This window comes from Lysinibacillus sp. NPDC097231 (genome assembly GCF_044761885.1).
GTDB lineage: Bacteria > Bacillota > Bacilli > Bacillales_A > Planococcaceae > Lysinibacillus.
The window spans coordinates 103,678-120,056 of sequence record NZ_JBIWDH010000004.1 but is presented as its reverse complement, the minus strand read 5'-3'; the positions used below and the strand labels follow the sequence as shown (position 1 = coordinate 120,056).

Annotated in this window: 18 protein-coding genes; 8 read left to right on the top strand and 10 right to left on the bottom strand. The window is 37.9% G+C overall.

Features of this window, described 5'->3' with window-relative positions; translation table 11 throughout:
* Positions 1-441: 441 nt before the first annotated feature.
* The 3 genes from ACIQXF_RS04830 to ACIQXF_RS04820 are packed head-to-tail and all read right to left on the bottom strand — an operon-like array spanning position 442 to position 2,476.
* Entirely contained in the window at positions 442-1,710 is a 1,269-nt protein-coding gene (locus ACIQXF_RS04830) for a PTS ascorbate transporter subunit IIC (protein WP_402779731.1), read from the bottom strand.
* 41 nt (positions 1,711-1,751) lie between these two features.
* Positions 1,752-2,015, bottom strand: coding sequence for a PTS sugar transporter subunit IIB (locus ACIQXF_RS04825; protein ID WP_402779729.1), 264 nt, complete (start codon positions 2,013-2,015; stop codon positions 1,752-1,754).
* Complete coding sequence (locus ACIQXF_RS04820) at positions 2,012-2,476, bottom strand: PTS sugar transporter subunit IIA (protein WP_402779727.1); 465 nt, start codon at positions 2,474-2,476, stop codon at positions 2,012-2,014. Before ACIQXF_RS04820 ends, ACIQXF_RS04825 begins: the two co-directional genes overlap by 4 nt.
* A gap of 259 nt (positions 2,477-2,735) precedes the next feature.
* Between ACIQXF_RS04820 and ACIQXF_RS04815 the strand changes: the two genes are divergently transcribed.
* From ACIQXF_RS04815 to ACIQXF_RS04805, 3 genes are all read left to right on the top strand, one after another.
* Positions 2,736-4,046 (top strand): M48 family metallopeptidase, encoded by a 1,311-nt coding sequence (locus ACIQXF_RS04815; protein ID WP_402779821.1) that lies wholly within the window; start codon positions 2,736-2,738, stop codon positions 4,044-4,046.
* Between the two features lie 137 nt (positions 4,047-4,183).
* Positions 4,184-4,999 (top strand): YitT family protein, encoded by an 816-nt coding sequence (locus tag ACIQXF_RS04810; RefSeq protein ID WP_402779725.1) that lies wholly within the window; start codon positions 4,184-4,186, stop codon positions 4,997-4,999.
* A 178-nt stretch (positions 5,000-5,177) separates the two neighbouring features.
* Complete coding sequence (locus ACIQXF_RS04805; protein ID WP_402779723.1) at positions 5,178-5,552, top strand: MmcQ/YjbR family DNA-binding protein; 375 nt, start codon at positions 5,178-5,180, stop codon at positions 5,550-5,552.
* Positions 5,553-5,936: 384 nt separating this feature from the next.
* Here the strand turns inward: ACIQXF_RS04805 and ACIQXF_RS04800 are convergent, their stop codons facing one another.
* The 6 genes from ACIQXF_RS04800 to ACIQXF_RS04775 form a co-directional block, all read right to left on the bottom strand.
* Positions 5,937-6,281 (bottom strand): GIY-YIG nuclease family protein, encoded by a 345-nt coding sequence (locus tag ACIQXF_RS04800; RefSeq protein ID WP_402779721.1) that lies wholly within the window; start codon positions 6,279-6,281, stop codon positions 5,937-5,939.
* Between the two features lie 158 nt (positions 6,282-6,439).
* Positions 6,440-7,192: a DUF2087 domain-containing protein gene (locus ACIQXF_RS04795; protein ID WP_402779719.1), complete on the bottom strand. Its 753-nt coding sequence runs from the start codon at positions 7,190-7,192 to the stop codon at positions 6,440-6,442.
* 189 nt (positions 7,193-7,381) lie between these two features.
* Positions 7,382-8,257 carry an ABC transporter permease gene (locus tag ACIQXF_RS04790; protein ID WP_402779717.1) on the bottom strand — a complete coding sequence of 292 codons (876 nt, stop codon included), beginning with the start codon at positions 8,255-8,257 and terminating at the stop codon, positions 7,382-7,384.
* Positions 8,257-9,177, bottom strand: a complete 921-nt coding sequence (locus ACIQXF_RS04785; RefSeq protein ID WP_402779715.1) for an ABC transporter ATP-binding protein — start codon at positions 9,175-9,177, stop codon at positions 8,257-8,259. Before ACIQXF_RS04785 ends, ACIQXF_RS04790 begins: the two co-directional genes overlap by 1 nt.
* A gap of 5 nt (positions 9,178-9,182) precedes the next feature.
* On the bottom strand, positions 9,183-9,587 hold the full coding sequence (locus ACIQXF_RS04780; protein ID WP_402779713.1) for a DUF3021 domain-containing protein: 405 nt from the start codon (positions 9,585-9,587) through the stop codon (positions 9,183-9,185).
* A 1-nt stretch (position 9,588) separates the two neighbouring features.
* Positions 9,589-10,038 (bottom strand): LytTR family DNA-binding domain-containing protein, encoded by a 450-nt coding sequence (locus ACIQXF_RS04775; protein ID WP_402779711.1) that lies wholly within the window; start codon positions 10,036-10,038, stop codon positions 9,589-9,591.
* 223 nt (positions 10,039-10,261) lie between these two features.
* Between ACIQXF_RS04775 and ACIQXF_RS04770 the strand changes: the two genes are divergently transcribed.
* Complete coding sequence (locus ACIQXF_RS04770) at positions 10,262-11,290, top strand: AbrB family transcriptional regulator (protein WP_402779709.1); 1,029 nt, start codon at positions 10,262-10,264, stop codon at positions 11,288-11,290.
* Positions 11,291-11,403: 113 nt separating this feature from the next.
* On the opposite strand, the gene ACIQXF_RS04765 is transcribed toward ACIQXF_RS04770, so the two are convergent.
* Entirely contained in the window at positions 11,404-11,562 is a 159-nt protein-coding gene (locus ACIQXF_RS04765; protein ID WP_402779707.1) for a cache domain-containing protein, read from the bottom strand.
* A 273-nt stretch (positions 11,563-11,835) separates the two neighbouring features.
* On the opposite strand from ACIQXF_RS04765, the gene ACIQXF_RS04760 reads away from it, so the two are divergent.
* The 4 genes from ACIQXF_RS04760 to ACIQXF_RS04745 all read left to right on the top strand — a co-directional run bounded on the left by ACIQXF_RS04760 (position 11,836) and on the right by ACIQXF_RS04745 (position 15,790).
* Complete coding sequence (locus tag ACIQXF_RS04760) at positions 11,836-11,976, top strand: RAxF-45 family protein (RefSeq protein ID WP_402779705.1); 141 nt, start codon at positions 11,836-11,838, stop codon at positions 11,974-11,976.
* 103 nt (positions 11,977-12,079) lie between these two features.
* Positions 12,080-13,879 (top strand): ribosomal protection-like ABC-F family protein, encoded by a 1,800-nt coding sequence (gene abc-f / locus ACIQXF_RS04755; protein ID WP_402779703.1) that lies wholly within the window; start codon positions 12,080-12,082, stop codon positions 13,877-13,879.
* On the top strand, positions 13,872-14,663 hold the full coding sequence (locus ACIQXF_RS04750; protein WP_402779701.1) for a GNAT family N-acetyltransferase: 792 nt from the start codon (positions 13,872-13,874) through the stop codon (positions 14,661-14,663). Before abc-f ends, ACIQXF_RS04750 begins: the two co-directional genes overlap by 8 nt.
* Positions 14,664-15,055: 392 nt before the next feature.
* Positions 15,056-15,790, top strand: coding sequence for a hypothetical protein (locus tag ACIQXF_RS04745; protein ID WP_402779699.1), 735 nt, complete (start codon positions 15,056-15,058; stop codon positions 15,788-15,790).
* Positions 15,791-16,379 lie beyond the last annotated feature (589 nt).

The following is a 16,379-nucleotide window of genomic DNA, read 5'->3' as shown; positions in this document are numbered from 1 at the left end:
TTTATCTTCATTCAGCCAATGTTTACTGTGCGAAAGTGTGTAGTGCAAACGTAGCAGCAACAAGAAATGTTTTTGTATCGAAAGTGTAGCGGCAAATGTTTTTTGCGCGAAAGCACAGCGACAGATACAGAAGACTCCCATCTCTCAAAATCCCGACGAAATTACGCCAAGGCTAAATTGAATATCGGTAAAAAGCTGTCCTAAGTCAGATGTCAGACAACGTTTTTGTTTTACCATTAAATATTATCAGTTTTTTTACAATTTACTACAGGGAAATGGGTTCAAATCATCCTCGAAAACTTTTGATAACTGGTTATTTAGTTTGTTATGCAATTGATTTCCCTTGTATTTATAGTGAAAAAGGTATGGTAATATCGTGATATAAGTACTATTGGGTATTAAAAAAGCCTCGCAAAGAGCTTGCGAGGCCAATTGTTTAAATTAAACTGCACCGAACAATTTTAATACATTAATAATAATAATTCCGACAATGCCGAAGTCTGAATCGCCAAATGTTGTTCCTTCGTAGCCAATGTCCCCCATAAAGATAAGAAGAATAGCGGGGATAAAGCTAATTATTAATCCGTTGGCAAATGCTCCTACCATAGAACCGATTCTACCGCCAGTTGCATTACCGAATACACCTGCAGCCGCACCTGTGAAGAAATGTGGTACAAGCCCTGGTATAATCACTTTTAGCCCTATGAGGGGAAGGATAAACATAGACAGTAGGCCTGCTACAAAGCTAAACAGAAAACCGATAATCACTGCATTTGGAGCGAACGGAAAAATTGTAGGGCAGTCTAATGCAGGCTTTGTGTTTGGTACAAGTTTATCTGCAATCCCTTTAAAGGCAGGAATAATTTCGGCAATCAGCATTCGTACTCCAGCTAAAATGATATAGACACCAGCGGCAAAGGTAATAGCTTGAATAATGGCAAAGACAATAAAGTTTGAACCTCCAGATAATTGTGACTCAATATAAGATGGACCTGCAAACAAGGCAACAATAATAAAAAATAGACTCATCGTTAAGGAAACGGCCACAGATGTATCTCTTAAAAATCCTAGAGATTTAGGAACTCGGATATTCTCTGTTGATTGTGCCTTGTTGCCAAAGAGTTGCCCAATTTTCGCAGATACATAATAACCCACGCTTCCAAAGTGACCCACAGCAAAGTCATCACTACCAGTTATTTGTCGAACAGTTGGTTGTAAAATGGCAGGGAATACTACCATGCAAAGACCAAGTAAAATAGAGCCGACGATTATAAGAGGTGTGCCACTCATACCGCCAACCGAAAGTGATGCCGCAATTAAACACGCCATAAATAATGTATGATGACCAGTTAAAAATATATATTTTAAGGGCGTAAAGCGCGCAAATAAAATGTTCATAATCATACCGAAAACCATGATCATGGCAGTAGATGTTCCGAAATTAGTTTGAGCGGCTGCTACAATCGCTTCATTATTTGGGATAACCCCTTGAACATTAAATGCATGATCAAACATTTTACTAAAGTGATTTAAAGAACCAATTAAAACGGTTGCACCTGCGCCAAGTATAACAAAGCCCATAACCGTTTTTAACGTACCAGAAAGAACTGTTGAAGCTGACTTTCTTTGGATTAATAAACCGATAAAAGCGAATAGGCCGACTAATATAGCTGGTGTTCCTAAAATGTCATTCATGATAACATCTAACATACCAACACCTCATCCTATCCAAATTTTTTAAAAAGAAGTCCCTATAATAACGGTTCAAGTTTTAATTTAATTTCAGAAATACTCATCATATTGATGATACTTACGATGTGACCTTTCCCTTTAACTAATTGATTGACAATATCTTCTGCACCTATATATATATCTGCTTTCTCCGCCTTGGCAGATGCTAAATCAGTGTGAGTTACCTCTGCAACCTTGCCAAGTTCAGTCAACGCCTTTTTAACATTCAACTCCATAATGAAGCTACTGCCTAAGCCATTCCCACACACCACTAAAATTTTCATCCTGCTTGCTCCTTATCCATAAAATGTTGTATTTTTTCCAGAATGTCGTCTATATACTGGCAGGCGATGATGCTGTCGATTTGACTGGGCTCTTGTAAAACTTGTGTTAAATCGGCCAATGCTTGTAAATGAGATGCACTATCAGTTGCAGCTAAAACGATAATGAGGAAAACCGGCTTATCAGAACCAAATAAGACAGGTTCTTGCAAGCTTAATAGGCTCATGGCTAATTCTTTGACACCATCTGTTGGTCGTGCATGTGGAATGGCGACTTTTGGGGTAATGACTACATAAGGACCGTGTTTTTCAATGGAATGGATCATGGACTCTATGTAGTGCTCTTCGATTTTATGTTGCTGTAATAGTGGGCTTGCGGCCAAACGAATAGCTTCCTGCCATGTACTTACAAAATTCGCGAGTTGTATAGTATCTTTTGTCAGTAACTCGGTTAGCAAGTACAATCCTCCCTTCTAGGGATAAATAGCTCCCATTCCATGTTATTATTGCTGACTATGGCTTTATGTCATATGTGGCAATATTTTTAATTATTTTGTTAAATCGACAAATAAATATTTTGTAATTTTTCCCTATTATTTGCAGAGATGAAGTTTTTTCGAAATTAAATAAGGATAAAAACATAGAAAAGTTTGTTCTAACTTTTTCAATTTGGCTTACACTTACTATAGGACGAACTTAGCTTTGAACAAGGGAGGAATTGACATAGCGAAAAAAATGGGAATTGTCGCGCTACTATTATTCGGTGTTTATGTGCTGTGTATGTATTGGTATATATTCCATAGCGGTGGTGGTACAATACCGCGAGCGTTGCAGGGAACGGCTGCGGACCCAGTGATGTTTATGTCTGAAAAAGAATTATACTTAAGTGGTGAATATTCTAAAATAAGGAACTTCCTATTTTTTGTTGCTACACCATTTGAATGGTTAGTCTATTTCATGATATTACTAATGGGCGTATCTCGTTATTTTGAAAAGGTAGCGACGTCTCAAACAAAGTGGAAGCTTTTACAAAATGCAGGTTATTTATTTTTATTATCACTTTTGCTTTATGTTGTCCAATTCCCACTTGACTATTATCGCTACAATATAAGTAAGAGCTATGGTATTAGTACACAAGTATTTTCTTCGTGGATGCGAGACGGCATCATTGATTTTTGGGTCAACTTTGTCATGAGCCTTATCGTCGTATCTGTCATTTATTGGCTCATCAAAAAAAGTGCTAAAAGATGGTGGCTATATGCTTGGCTTCTAACAATTCCATTTACAATATTTGTGATGTTTATCCAACCTGTTGTCATCGATCCGTTATATAATGATTTTTATCCATTGAAAAATAAGGAACTGGAAGCGAAAATCTTAGAAATCGCTGCACAAGCTAATATACCAGCAGAGCATGTTTATGAAGTCAATATGGCAGCAAAAACAAATGCCTTAAACGCTTATGTAACGGGCATTGGTAGTAATTCGAGAATTGTGTTGTGGGATACGACATTAAATCGTCTAACAGATAATGAAATCTTATTTATCATGGCACATGAAATGGCACACTATGTTGAAAAGCATATATACTTTGGTATTGCGGGGTACCTTTTGTTGACAGTACTAGGATTATGGCTGACAGCAAAATGTATAAGATGGGTAATTAGACGTTATGGACATGTATTAAAAATTAATAAACTTGGTGATATAAGTTCATACCCATTGTTTTTATTAATTACTTCCGTTTTATTATTTGCCTCAAATCCTTTGACAAATTATGTTTCAAGATATCAGGAAACGAGAGCAGATCAATATGCAATTGCAATGACAAATGATCGAGAGGCAGCTGTTACGGCGTTCCAAAAGCTAACGATATCTGGTTTGAGTGAGGTAAATCCACAGCTCCTAGTAAAATGGTTCCGTTATACACATCCGGCAATGCTTGATCGAATTTATAAGGTAGCGGATAAAGAAGGACAGAAACAGGAAGGACCATTAAAAGAGGAGCAGAAAAAAGAATATCAGAAGAAATAATTATCGTTGTTTTCGTGTAATCCTATAGGTTTTCTGAACGGAAAAGTTGGGTATTCTAATGGAAAGATATATCAAAACAAGTTAAAGCCTCCGGACGCAATTATGCCGAGGCATAATTGATTGATAGGGGAATCGCTATGCGCAATATGATCATTATTACACTTTCATCAATATTAGTCGCCTTTGCTTATAATTTTTTGTTAATTCCACATGAAATTTTAAGTGGTGGATTAAGTGGGATTGCCATCATGCTTGGTATTATCACACCTCTCAATACAGGGGTTTTAAATTTACTATTAAATTTGCCTTTGCTTATTTTAGGGGTCATGAAGCTTGGGAAGCGATTCATTGGATATACCATTCTTTCAGTTACTGTCTTGTCAGTAAGTTTATATGTTATTCCGATTTATAAAGCTACACAAGAGCCGATTCTTGCCTCATTATTTGGTGGCGTTATTGTGGGCTTGGGCACAGGTATTATTTTTCGTGCATCAGGGTCCTCTGGAGGCTTTGATATTATAGCAATGCTCTTAAGCCGTAAACGGGATTTTCCACTAGGTACATTAATCTCTGCGATGAATGGCATCGTTGTAGCGATATCTGGCTTTGTGTTTAGCTGGGATGCAGCATTACTTACACTTGTCTCGATTTATGCAACAGGTAAAGTAGTCGACACTATTCATACGAGTCATATTAAATTGACACTAATGATTATTACTAGCAAGGGCGAAGAAGTAAAACAGCAATTACTTGAAAAACTTCATCGAGGTGTAACCATTATCGATGCGAAGGGTGCTTATTCAGGCGAAGGACGCAAAGTATTAATTACTGTTATTACACGCTATCAGCTAGCTGAAGTCAAAAGTACGATAAAGGAAACAGACGTCAAAGCCTTTGTCAATATTTTGCAAACTACAGAGGTCATCGGTATGTTTGACAGAGGTTCTAAATAAAGATAGTGAAATGAAAAAATGAATAACATTATTTCCTCTACACACACGTTATGGATTATAATTAAAAATAATCGAACGTGTGTTTTTTATCTTCATTCAGTAGAAGACTACACTGCTGAAGATGGTGAGATGAAACACTACTGAAATATTGATTATGGAGAGGAAAGGGGATCAAGAAATGAACAAGCAAACAATTCATGCTTACTGTCTAAAGCTTCATGGAACAACTCATGATTATAAAGTAGAGTGGGAAGCAGACCGCTACCATATCGGGGGTAAAATGTATGCGATGATGGGCGGAGATGCTACAGGAAAACCAGTACTCACCTTGAAATGTGAGCCAAATCGAGCGGAAGAGTTAAGAGAAGCCTATGAAGGCATCATTCCAGGCTACTATATGAATAAAACACATTGGAATTCAATCTATATGGATGCAGATGATGTACCCATGGACTTAGTAGAAAATTTGATTAAGCATTCCTACGAACTAGTTTTCGGAAAGTTAACAAAGAAAGCTCAGCAGGAAATTAATTTATTAGAAGAGATAAAGTGATAGCGCAGGTTAGCATTTCCTAGCATAGTATGGCGATACTCGCATGAGGTAGTGGAATACCCGCGGAAGAAGGGGAAATACCCGCGCAAAGAGGAAGAATACCCGCGGAAGAGGAAGAAATACCCGCGCGAAGTAGGAGAATACCCGCGGAAGCAGGGGAAATACCCGCGCGAAGTAGGAGAATACCCGCGGAAGCAGAGGAAATACCCGCGCGAAGAGGAAGAATACCCGCAAAAGAGAAGTGAATACCGTTTAATTCCATATAATAGTGTAAAAAAATTTGCCCTCTTCTCAAAGTTATCAAGGAGAAGAGGACAGATATTGTTTGCTCAGGTCAGTCGAAGAAATGCTACGACAAAAGATTAAAAATTTTCATTTATTTATTTAAGAATTATATCCACGTTCACCATAGGGCTGTAACGTGTCGAGCCATTTTTGTTCTAGCTTTTCTAGCTCTTTTTTGGCATCGAAATAGCCCTCCTCTTTTTTCTTCAAATATTCCACAACTTCAATATCGAAAGCATCTGCGCCAAATGTGTTGTATTCGGCTTGAAGCTTTTTATTGGTATGTGTATTTGTTTTTAACGAAAATTGAAAGCCATTTAAGCGTTTTAAATTATTGAAGCTGCCAACAAACACTTTACCATTTTGTTGATTGGTCATTGTAAAAACACCCGCTTCGATTTTCATTTCTTTATACATTTCCTTTAATTCTTTCTTATGGTCCATTGAAAACCCTGCTTTCTTATTTTTTATCTCACATTAACTGGCAGTAATTGATCTTCATTTAGAGGGCGGACAAACGCCGACTGAAATAGAAACGCAGTCTAAGAATGCCACGTCCTGTGGCAACGCCCAACTCGAAAATCAGCCTCTCTTACCATGTTTCACTTTATCCAATAGGCACTGCCATCCTCTTTTCGATCCATGAAGCCGTATTCAATTAAATACCGACGTATTTGCACATAATCCTCATGCATCGGTTGGATGATTGTATTTAATTCTTTTTCTGAATACTGCTTCGCTTTATCGAAGAGCTTTGTGATAGCGCGAAGTACTACAATTTTATGTTTCTCACGTTTTGGAAAACGGACAAGCTCTTTGCCAATACCTTTTGGAAAGTACTTATCCAGTAACTGTTGTTCTTCAGAAATCGTAATATTATAGCGATCGTCGACCATTGTAGCCGTTTTGTGAATGGCTACAAAGCTATCTTCCTTTTGGTCCTGCTCCTTTAAAAGCTCCATCATTGCAAGCAAAGTTTTCGCTTGTCGTTCCTTCTCTTTAAGGGCAAAGCGATGATGTCGAATTGTTGTTGCACTACCGATTTCTAGTTCCTCTTTAATTTCTTGATCTGTTTTGCCTTCATAAAATAGGCGCAAAATATGGCTTTGATGATCAGTTAATCCTGTCATTTTTTTATTAAGGCCATTTAAATAATGAAACACAGATTGGTGTGCAGTTGTAATATGAAGCTGCATAAATTTTTCTGCCTCATAGAAAACACCTTCAAGTGGATAAATAATGCCCTTTTCAATTTTTTCTCCGCAAAGTAAACATGTGAAGTGTGTCTCTTCCCCGATGTAGCCTTTTTTTATGTCATGGATTGGAGCCTGCCAAAACAATTCATTTACATCCATTGGATATCCTCCTGAAAACAAACGAATATTAATTTTGTTTGCTTATTTATATTTAAAATAACAAATTGTTTAAATGAAATCAATAAAAAAACACATCGCTTTATAAACGATGTGTGAAAATGTTTAACTTTTTCAGCAAGGTCTAAATACTTTTGGACGCAATTATGGCGAGACATAATTGATTGAAAACTATTTATTTTTCTTTTTAAAAAGAATGATAGATACGATAGCCAGCACAATAATTGTGACGAAAATAATGATAATGCTTGTTGAAGTACTTAGTATATTTCCCTGAAGGTCATAGACAATACCATACATGACTTTATAATCTTCCACCTGTGAAGCAGGCGCGCCTTCGAAAACCTTGGAAATGGAGCTTTCCATAAAGGCGTTGCGTAATAGTAAAGTGGTATGACTAATAGGGAAATACATAATTAGATTTTGTGCAAAGCTTGGAAGAGCACCAATAGGTACGTAAACACCACATAAGAAACCGAGTGCTGTACCGACGATTGTACTTAGAGTTGAAAAAGAATGTTGCGTTCTAGCAAATAACACAAGAAAAAGATTAAACACACTAGCTAGTAACACAGAAAAGAATAGTAAACCTACGATTTTAATGAAATCAGCGAAGCTTAGAAGCTCACCGCCTGTCGATACGATAAAGATTTCACAGCCAACAAGGGCGATAAAGGAAAAGAGACAGCCAATGAAAAAAGCATTTAATACATAGCTAAACTGAATAGTTGCTCGCGAAACGGGCGCCGTTAAAAAATCAGCTTGTGCTTTTGATTCAATATCCTTTACAGCTATGCCATACGAAGCAAGGGTAGTAGAAACAGCGGTCATAGAAAGTAAACCAGCAACAATCCATTCATTCACCATCGTAATCAGCGCTGGAGTAGCCTTAGTCACTTCCTCAATGGCATTAACTTGCATCTTTTGAAGAAATACTGCGTAAAGGACTATGACAATAATGACAGAAAGTAGCGAGTAGAAGACTTGCGTTTTATCACGCATGAAAACCTTACTATTTCTTTTTACTAAGCTTATTAATGCTTCCATTACGCTACACCCTCCTCAGCCATAATATGAATAAAGACATCGTCCATTGAGCCCTTGATTACTTCAAAGGAGGCAATAAGCGGCTCTGCCTTTTTTAATAAATCTAAAGCTTGAAGTGTCGAATCGACTCGAATGGAGAATATACCTAGATTTTCTGAATAGGAGATAGCATTGTCCTTGAGCCACTTGCTGCCTTCATCACTTTGATGAAAGACAAGTGCCATAGAATCGTAGGCATATTTTGTTTTAAGAGCATCTGGTGTTCCTTCAGCAACAATTTCTCCTTGCTTTAAGACAACAACCTGATGGGCAACTGCCGCTTCTTCCATGTAATGTGTTGTTAAAAAAACAGTCATATTCGTTTCAATTTGTAGCTGCTTAATAGCTTGCCAAACGAATTGGCGTGTTTGTGGATCGAGACCAGTTGTCGGTTCATCTAAAAATAAAATTTTAGGTCGATGAATAAGGGCTCGAGCGATATCAGCACGTCTTTTTTGTCCGCCTGATAAAGTCCCGTATTTTTGCTTTTCTATATCTTCTAAATGCAAATAGGTGGAGACAAATTGATAATTTTCAGCAAGTTGAGCTTTCGATAAACCATATGTTTTGCCGCGGTGAAGTATATTTTCCCGTACCGTTAGACGTTCATCAAGTAAGCTTTGCTGGAAGACTACGCCAATGGATTTTCGGATTTCTGCATTGTCGTTACTTTCATCAAGTGTATAGCCATTAATTTTCACCGTACCGCTTGATTTTTTTAATAATGTGCAAAGTATTTCAATGGTCGTAGATTTCCCCGCACCATTCGCACCTAAAAAGGCGAATAGAGAACCGTGATCAACCGTAAATGAAATCCCTTTGACGGCCTGCTGTTCACCGTATTGCTTACGTAGGTTTTCAACTTGTATAGCAAAGGACATATTGTTTATTCCTTTCTTTTTTGAATTTCATAATTGATTTTTTCAATATCATTTTTTTGAAGTACAAAAAGGATGCACCAAACGATTAAGTAAATAATAGCTTCACTTATAAGAACATACTTAATGCCGGAATGCTCAAACCAACGCCCGAAATAGCCTGCAATTATAACACACAGCGTAACGGCAATTAAATGTAGAATAAGCTGAATAATAAAAGGTAAACGCTCTATATCAAAGATGATGGACAGCAGACCTATTACAGCTCCAAGTATGGCGGCTATGATAATTTGCTCAAGTAATTCAGACCCTGACATCACAGCGTTATGAGATTTGACACTTAATGTTACTAAGACGTAGGAAGAGCTAAGTGAGATGAGTAGACCAATAGTCATCATGCGAATAAATTTCATATTATGAGTCCCTCCCAATACCTAAGTGGCGTTTTAGTTCTTTTAAATATTTTCGGCTCACATGAATAGTCACTTCGTTTTCGAGCAATAGTTCAGTTGTGCCAATTGTGCCCATTTGAATAGAGGCAATTTTATTAATGTTGACGAGTGTTGATTTGCTAACCCGAGCGAAGTCCTTCGCTAATTGTGCTTCTAATTCATATAATTTACGTTTCGTTTCAAATTCCTGTTCTTCCGTCTGTAAAAATACTTTAGCTCCCTCTGCGTAAATGGAGTAAATATCAGAGATTTTTAGCAAATGAATTTCTTGCTGTAAGTAACCATCTAACATCGTTGTTTGCGAAGCTTGGAGTTGCTTCATTAGTCGTTCAATTTGCTCATTGTATTCTTTTGCATGTATGTGAACCTCTGTTTCTTCTAGCGAGCTATTAATCGTTAAGTGAATTTTCATTGGAGGCCTCCTTTGCTATTCTCCGTTTATGGCGAAACACTGAATCAGGTAATAATAATGTAGCATAGAAAAAATTGGATTAAAGAATTTCTTGAATAAGAGGTTGAATTTTATGGATAACAGGTTCTTTTTTTACGATATAGAACCTTGTCAAATATGGTGAAGTGGAAAAATGGGTAGGTTCGCTGCATAATAGTGTTATCAGTCACGAGGGGATGCTTCTATGTTTATTTTTGACAGGCAAATGTTTATGACATTATGTATTGGATTTATAGGTGCCTTATTATTTTATTTTTTACATATACCAATGCCATGGTTACTTGGAGCCATAACCGCGGTACTTATTGTGCAGTTGTCGACAAAAGTACAATTGAAATGGCATAGATATTTTCGTAATTTTGGTTTAATCGTTGCGGGGTATTCGATTGGCTTTGCTTTTACACCAGAAGCAGTACAGGATATTAAACAATTTTTAGGAAGTATGATTGTTTTAAATGTATTATTTATCGTTGTGTTTTTTGCCGTTAGTTATATAGTAGCAAAACGAGCGGATTTAGATTTTGCGACCGCGTTGACATGCTGTGTACCTGGTGGAATGTCACAGGTAGTTGCCTTTGCAGAGGAGCAAGGGGATATGGATATGGCCGTGATTACGTTCTTTCAAATTTTACGGGTTCTGTTGATTGTCGGCTTTGTGCCCTTAATGGTTGCGGGTTCTGGTGGCGTTGGGGTAGTGATAGACGGAGCGTATACATGGAGCCTAATGGGTCTACTTATTTTGTGTAGCGTTGCAGGGTGGCTTGCTCAAAAGGTAAAAATACCAACAGGCTATATGCTTGGTCCAGTGTTTTTCTTGATGGGCATTAATATAGCAGGGATAGAGGTGCCAAAATTACCATTATCATTACTTCATATAGCGCAACTAATGCTTGGAATTTATATTGGACTCTTATTGAAAAAAGAGGATTTACATTTGTCCAAGAAGCATGTGTTTTATGCATTTGTATCAGCTGGAATTTTTATTGGAGCGGCATATGGCTTAACATTTGTTATGAAGGGATTGTACAATCTTGATTTTAGTACAGGCTTTCTAAGTATTGTACCTGGAGGGCTTGACCAAATGGGGATTATTGCCTCCTCTGTACATGCCAATGTCACGGTCGTCACCACTTTTCAGTTATTCCGCGTATTGGTTGTATCCATCTTTCTTGTTCCGTTTGTCAAAATGTTTGTGAAAAAGGTGAAAACGTAGAAAGTAGTGGATTTTTACAATATTACCTACCCGAATTGAATAAAATTAGCGTCGAGCCCTTGTGCATATTTGAAGAAGATTGCCCATTAGTTTTCATCCTAATGAACAATCCTTCATACAGCCTCCGCTACTTTAGGGTCGGCAGTTGTCCTAATAGCACGCTGCCCATTCACGATAATATTGGCATTAATACGTGTATCGTTAGCAAAAATAGTGATAGCTGCTTGGGATAATTCACCTATTTTATCGATGATGGCAGTTTCGTTTGCCACTTTAGCATCACTCTTGTAAAGCGCTCCGTTTTTTAACTGCCATTCGCCTGGTAATGTTTGATCCAGATTATGTATGCTTAAATCTAAAATTTGATTGAGACGTGTATTATAATATTGGAATATTTAGAGAAAACATTTCCATTTTATTGTTAATATATAACAGCAGGAGTTTTGTATATTTACAAAAATATGGAGGTTTAAAATTTTTCCTTTTCCAATTTATCGGAATTATGGTATTATAAAACTAACTATTACGAACGGAGGTGAAAAGGAATGAATAAAAACGCTACGAAAACATGTGTAAAAGTGGATACAGCTATGTATTTTGCACGTGTGATTACTTTCGATTTTGCGAACAACGGGATAGGTCTGTCCATTTTTAAGCAAAATCAAATATTAAACGTAGCGGATTAACCATTCTTTTTCACAAACAAATTAGAAAAAGACTGCTTGTTAATGGAGCAGTCTTTTTTGTGTCTAAAGATGTTTTTCCCGCGTTTCATTGGAGGAAAAAACGATGCAAATGAAAGCTGAACAAATACAAAAAATTATTGGTGGGAACGTTTTATTTGAAGGACTTCAATTAGAAGTAAATACAGGGGAGCATGTTGCTGTTGTCGGCGTGAATGGCAGCGGAAAAACGACATTATTACAGTTATTAGCTGGATTGGATACACCAGATAAGGGGCGTATCATAAAAAGTAAGGAAGCAACAGTTGGTTATTTACATCAAATTCCGCATTATCCTACGTACTCAGTAAGGGCAGTGCTGGAGGAGGCATTTGCGACAATATACGCATTGAAGGCAAAAATGACAAAACTGGAGCAAGAGATGCAGTCAGCGGTAACGGATAAGATACTTCAACAATATGGTCATGTGCAGGAACAGTTTATGCTACAGGGTGGCTATGAAATTGATGCGCAATTAGCCATGATTGCAAATGGGCTAGGTATTACGCCATTACTTGAGCAGCCTTTTAGTAGCTTAAGTGGTGGGGAGAAAACAAAGGTCATGCTTGGGCAAATTCTGTTAAGTAATCCTTCTATTTTACTATTAGATGAACCGACGAACCATTTAGATATGCAGGCAATTGAATGGCTTGAAAATTATGTCCGAAACTTTGTAGGAATTGTTATTGTCGTATCTCATGATCGCCAATTTATGAATCAGATGGCGCACAAAATCATTGAGATTGAGGATGGGGAAGCATTTACGTATATTGGCAATTACGATGCATTTGTTGAACAAAAGGAAGCTATGCTTGAACAACAATTTGCTCAATATGAAGAGCAGCAAAAGAAAATTAAAAAAATGCAGGAAACAATAAAGCGCTTAAAGCAGTGGGCCAATGAAGCGAATCCGCCAAATGCTGGCTTGCACAGACGTGCTAAAAGTATGGAAAAAGCACTAGCCCGTATAGAGCGTGTGAAAAGGCCAACAACAAAAAAGAAAATGAATTTGGCCTTAACGATGGCTGAGCGTAGTGGTAAAGAGGTTGTACAAATGAAGGGCATTAGCCATGCATTTGAGAAACCATTATTTAAGGAAAGTGATTTAGCGGTTTACTTCGGAGAACGACTGGCAATTGTAGGGGGGAATGGCAGTGGGAAATCTACATTACTAAAAATGATGTTAGGTGAGGTTATAGCGAATAAGGGAGTTTGTCATGTCGGAAGCAGTGTAAAAATAGGCTACCTTTCGCAACAGTTTGAGCATGAAAATCCTTCGATTCGTTTAATAGATGCCTTTCGAGAGAGCGTCTCTGTATCAGAGGCTGAGGCACGCCATATCCTTGCACAGTTTTTATTTTATGGCTATGACGTCTTTAAGAAAGTGAAAAATTTAAGTGGTGGGGAAAAAATGCGCTTACGTCTAGCACAGTTAATGCATGAGGATATTAATTTATTGCTGTTAGATGAGCCGACCAATCATTTAGATATTGAAGCGAGAGAAGTGTTAGAGGACACATTGGAATCCTTTGAAGGCACAATTATCGGAGTTTCACATGATCGTTACTTCTTGCAAAAGATTTTTTCAAAAATCGCATGGATCGAGCATGAAACGATTCAGGCGTTTGAGGGCGATTATGAGTGGGCACGACAAAAACGCTTAGAAATGGTAAAAGTACCAGTCGTTAAGGAAGTACCTGAAAAGACCTATGCTGCTAAAAAAGAAATCACAGTCGAAGAACAAATTGAAAAGCTCGAAATAAAATTAAAGGAGCCGACACTTGCCAAGGAGCAACGTCAAAAGCTTGAACAGCAGTTAGAGGATTTATATGAAAGATGGATTGAGGGAGGGACAGAGCATGCATAAATTAGAGCACATCATGCAGCTTGACATTGAGTATATTAAGAGTTTTAGTGAAATGGAGACGTGGAAAGAAGGAGTATTATTTTACAATAAGGATATGCCAACATATTATGATGCTAATCATGCACATATTTGGCGGAAAATTAATAATCCAGATGCATTGTTGATGGATATAAAGGAATTCTATCAGTCAAAATCTCTCATCCCAAGATTGTATTTATACAATGTGGAGGAAAATCAGACATGTATAGAAGCATTAGAGACCCATGGCTTTCACTATGAGGGTTTTACTGATGATGTACAATGTTGGAATGGTGAGTACACGCTACTACCACATAATCCAGCTATACAAATTGAACGTGTTACAGAGGATAATATGGAGGAAGCATTAGCAGTAGAAATGAGCATTTCTACATTTGGGGAGCCTTCATTAATAAAGCAAGCATTTGAGCAAACATATCACTCTCCCTATTTTACGTACTATTTATTAAAACTGGATGGCATAGCATGCTGCACTGCCAATATTTTTGTATCAGGAAATCAAGGCAGGGTTGAGAGTGTAGCAACACTTGAAAGCTATCGAGGACGAGGTTTGATTGGCTATATTCTACAGCATATTCAACAAGAGTCGGTAAAGCAGGGATTAGAGTATCTATGGATTCTGCCTATAAATGAGCAGGTGGCAAAGGTCTATGACAAGGCAAATTTTAAGTCAGTTGGTAAAATAGCCTCAATACATGCGTTTACAGAAGGAAAAAGCATTAATGAAATACGACAAGATTCCTAATTAGATGAAAAATAGTGAAGTCCTGAATAGTATCGACTATTCGGGACTTCTGAATTTTGTTCAAAAGAAGGATTTTCAATCTTTAAAAGTTTTTTACTTGAAAAAATGGCGTATTCGATTTATTGTCTTTAGAGATACTTGTTTAACTTCTTTCAGCAAATGAATGCGGGTTTAGGTTGCTTTTCAGAGGATGTCCATACACCTACTGAAAGAAGTTAAAGCCTCCGGCGGATGTCACGGAATCGGAAAGGAGTTCTTAGAGGATGTTAGCCTAAAATCTTCGCATCCATGCGATAACGGCTAACTGACCTGCATCATGCAGGCCTAAGCACAAAGCCGATTCCAGACGCAATTATGCCGAGGCATAATTGATTGGACTTGGAGGATATGGAATGCACGGAATTTATATACGCTATAATGTCTCAGAAGAAACCCCAGCAGCACAATGGCCCAAAAAAATGGATGCATTTGCGTATGTTCAACGAGAAAAACCACAACAAGACAATGATAACTTGCTGTCAACAGAAGAGCTAAAAAGCCATGCTATTCGCTATATTAAAAGCTTAAAAGACAATGCAAGTGAACATTTAGTAGAGCAACGCAATGGCGAGATTGAGCATTTTGATCGACGCTACATGGAATCATTAAAGTTAAAGGAAAGCATCGATTCACAGCTTATTAATCTTGAAGAAATCCGTTTATTATTGCAATTGATGAATGTACTAAATTTATCACATGGTTTTGGAGAAAATGCAGGGAAGCTTTTACGTCAAATTACCCCATATGCAAAAGAGGTAGAGCACCCAACATTCCAAACAACGCGTGTAGAGCGACACTTTTATTCCGAATTAATTGAACAAATTGAAGCGGTTTATACGCGGATTATACGTCAACACAACCCCTCAACAACTGAAATGCAGCATTCAGAAAAGCTGTGGACGGCCGTTTGTGAGCAAGCTATTGAAAAGATAGAAGCACGAATTGAACGCTTATCTTCTATCAAATTAAAGCATGAGAAAAATTTGCTAGAGTTTAGTCAATTAAAACAGCAAAATATCGAAGCAAAGGAACGCCTAGATCTTGCTGTTAATGAACTAGAGGTTATTTTAAATGTACTAGAATCTTAAAAAAAGCATGTCTGCCGATTTGGAGCTTATATTAAATCCAATCGGAGACATGCTTTTTATTTATGTTCATGGATAGCAGAGCGGAAGTGACGGATAGACCACCAAGTGACGGAAAGGGTCGTCGAACTGACAGAAAGGACAGTCAAAGTGACAGATAGACCCGCGGAAATGCCGGATAGAGACGGATAGGATTGTCAAACTGACGGATTAGGACAGTCGAACTGACGGATAGACCCGCGGAAGTGATGGATAGACCACCAAGTGACGGATAGGATCGTCGAACTGATGGACAGAACAGTCAAAGTGACGGATAGACCCGCGGAAATGACAGATAGACCATCAAGAGACGGATAGGATTGTCAAAATGACATTAGGACAGTCGAACTGACGGATAGACCCGCGGAAGTGATGGATTGGCCACCAAGTGACGGATAGGATCGTCGAACTGATGGATAGAACAGTCAAATGACGGATAGACCCGCGGAAATGACGGATAGACCATCAAGAGACGGATAGGATTGTCAAAATGACATTAGGACAGTCGAACTGACGGATAGACCCGCGGAAGTGATGGATTGGCCACCAAGTG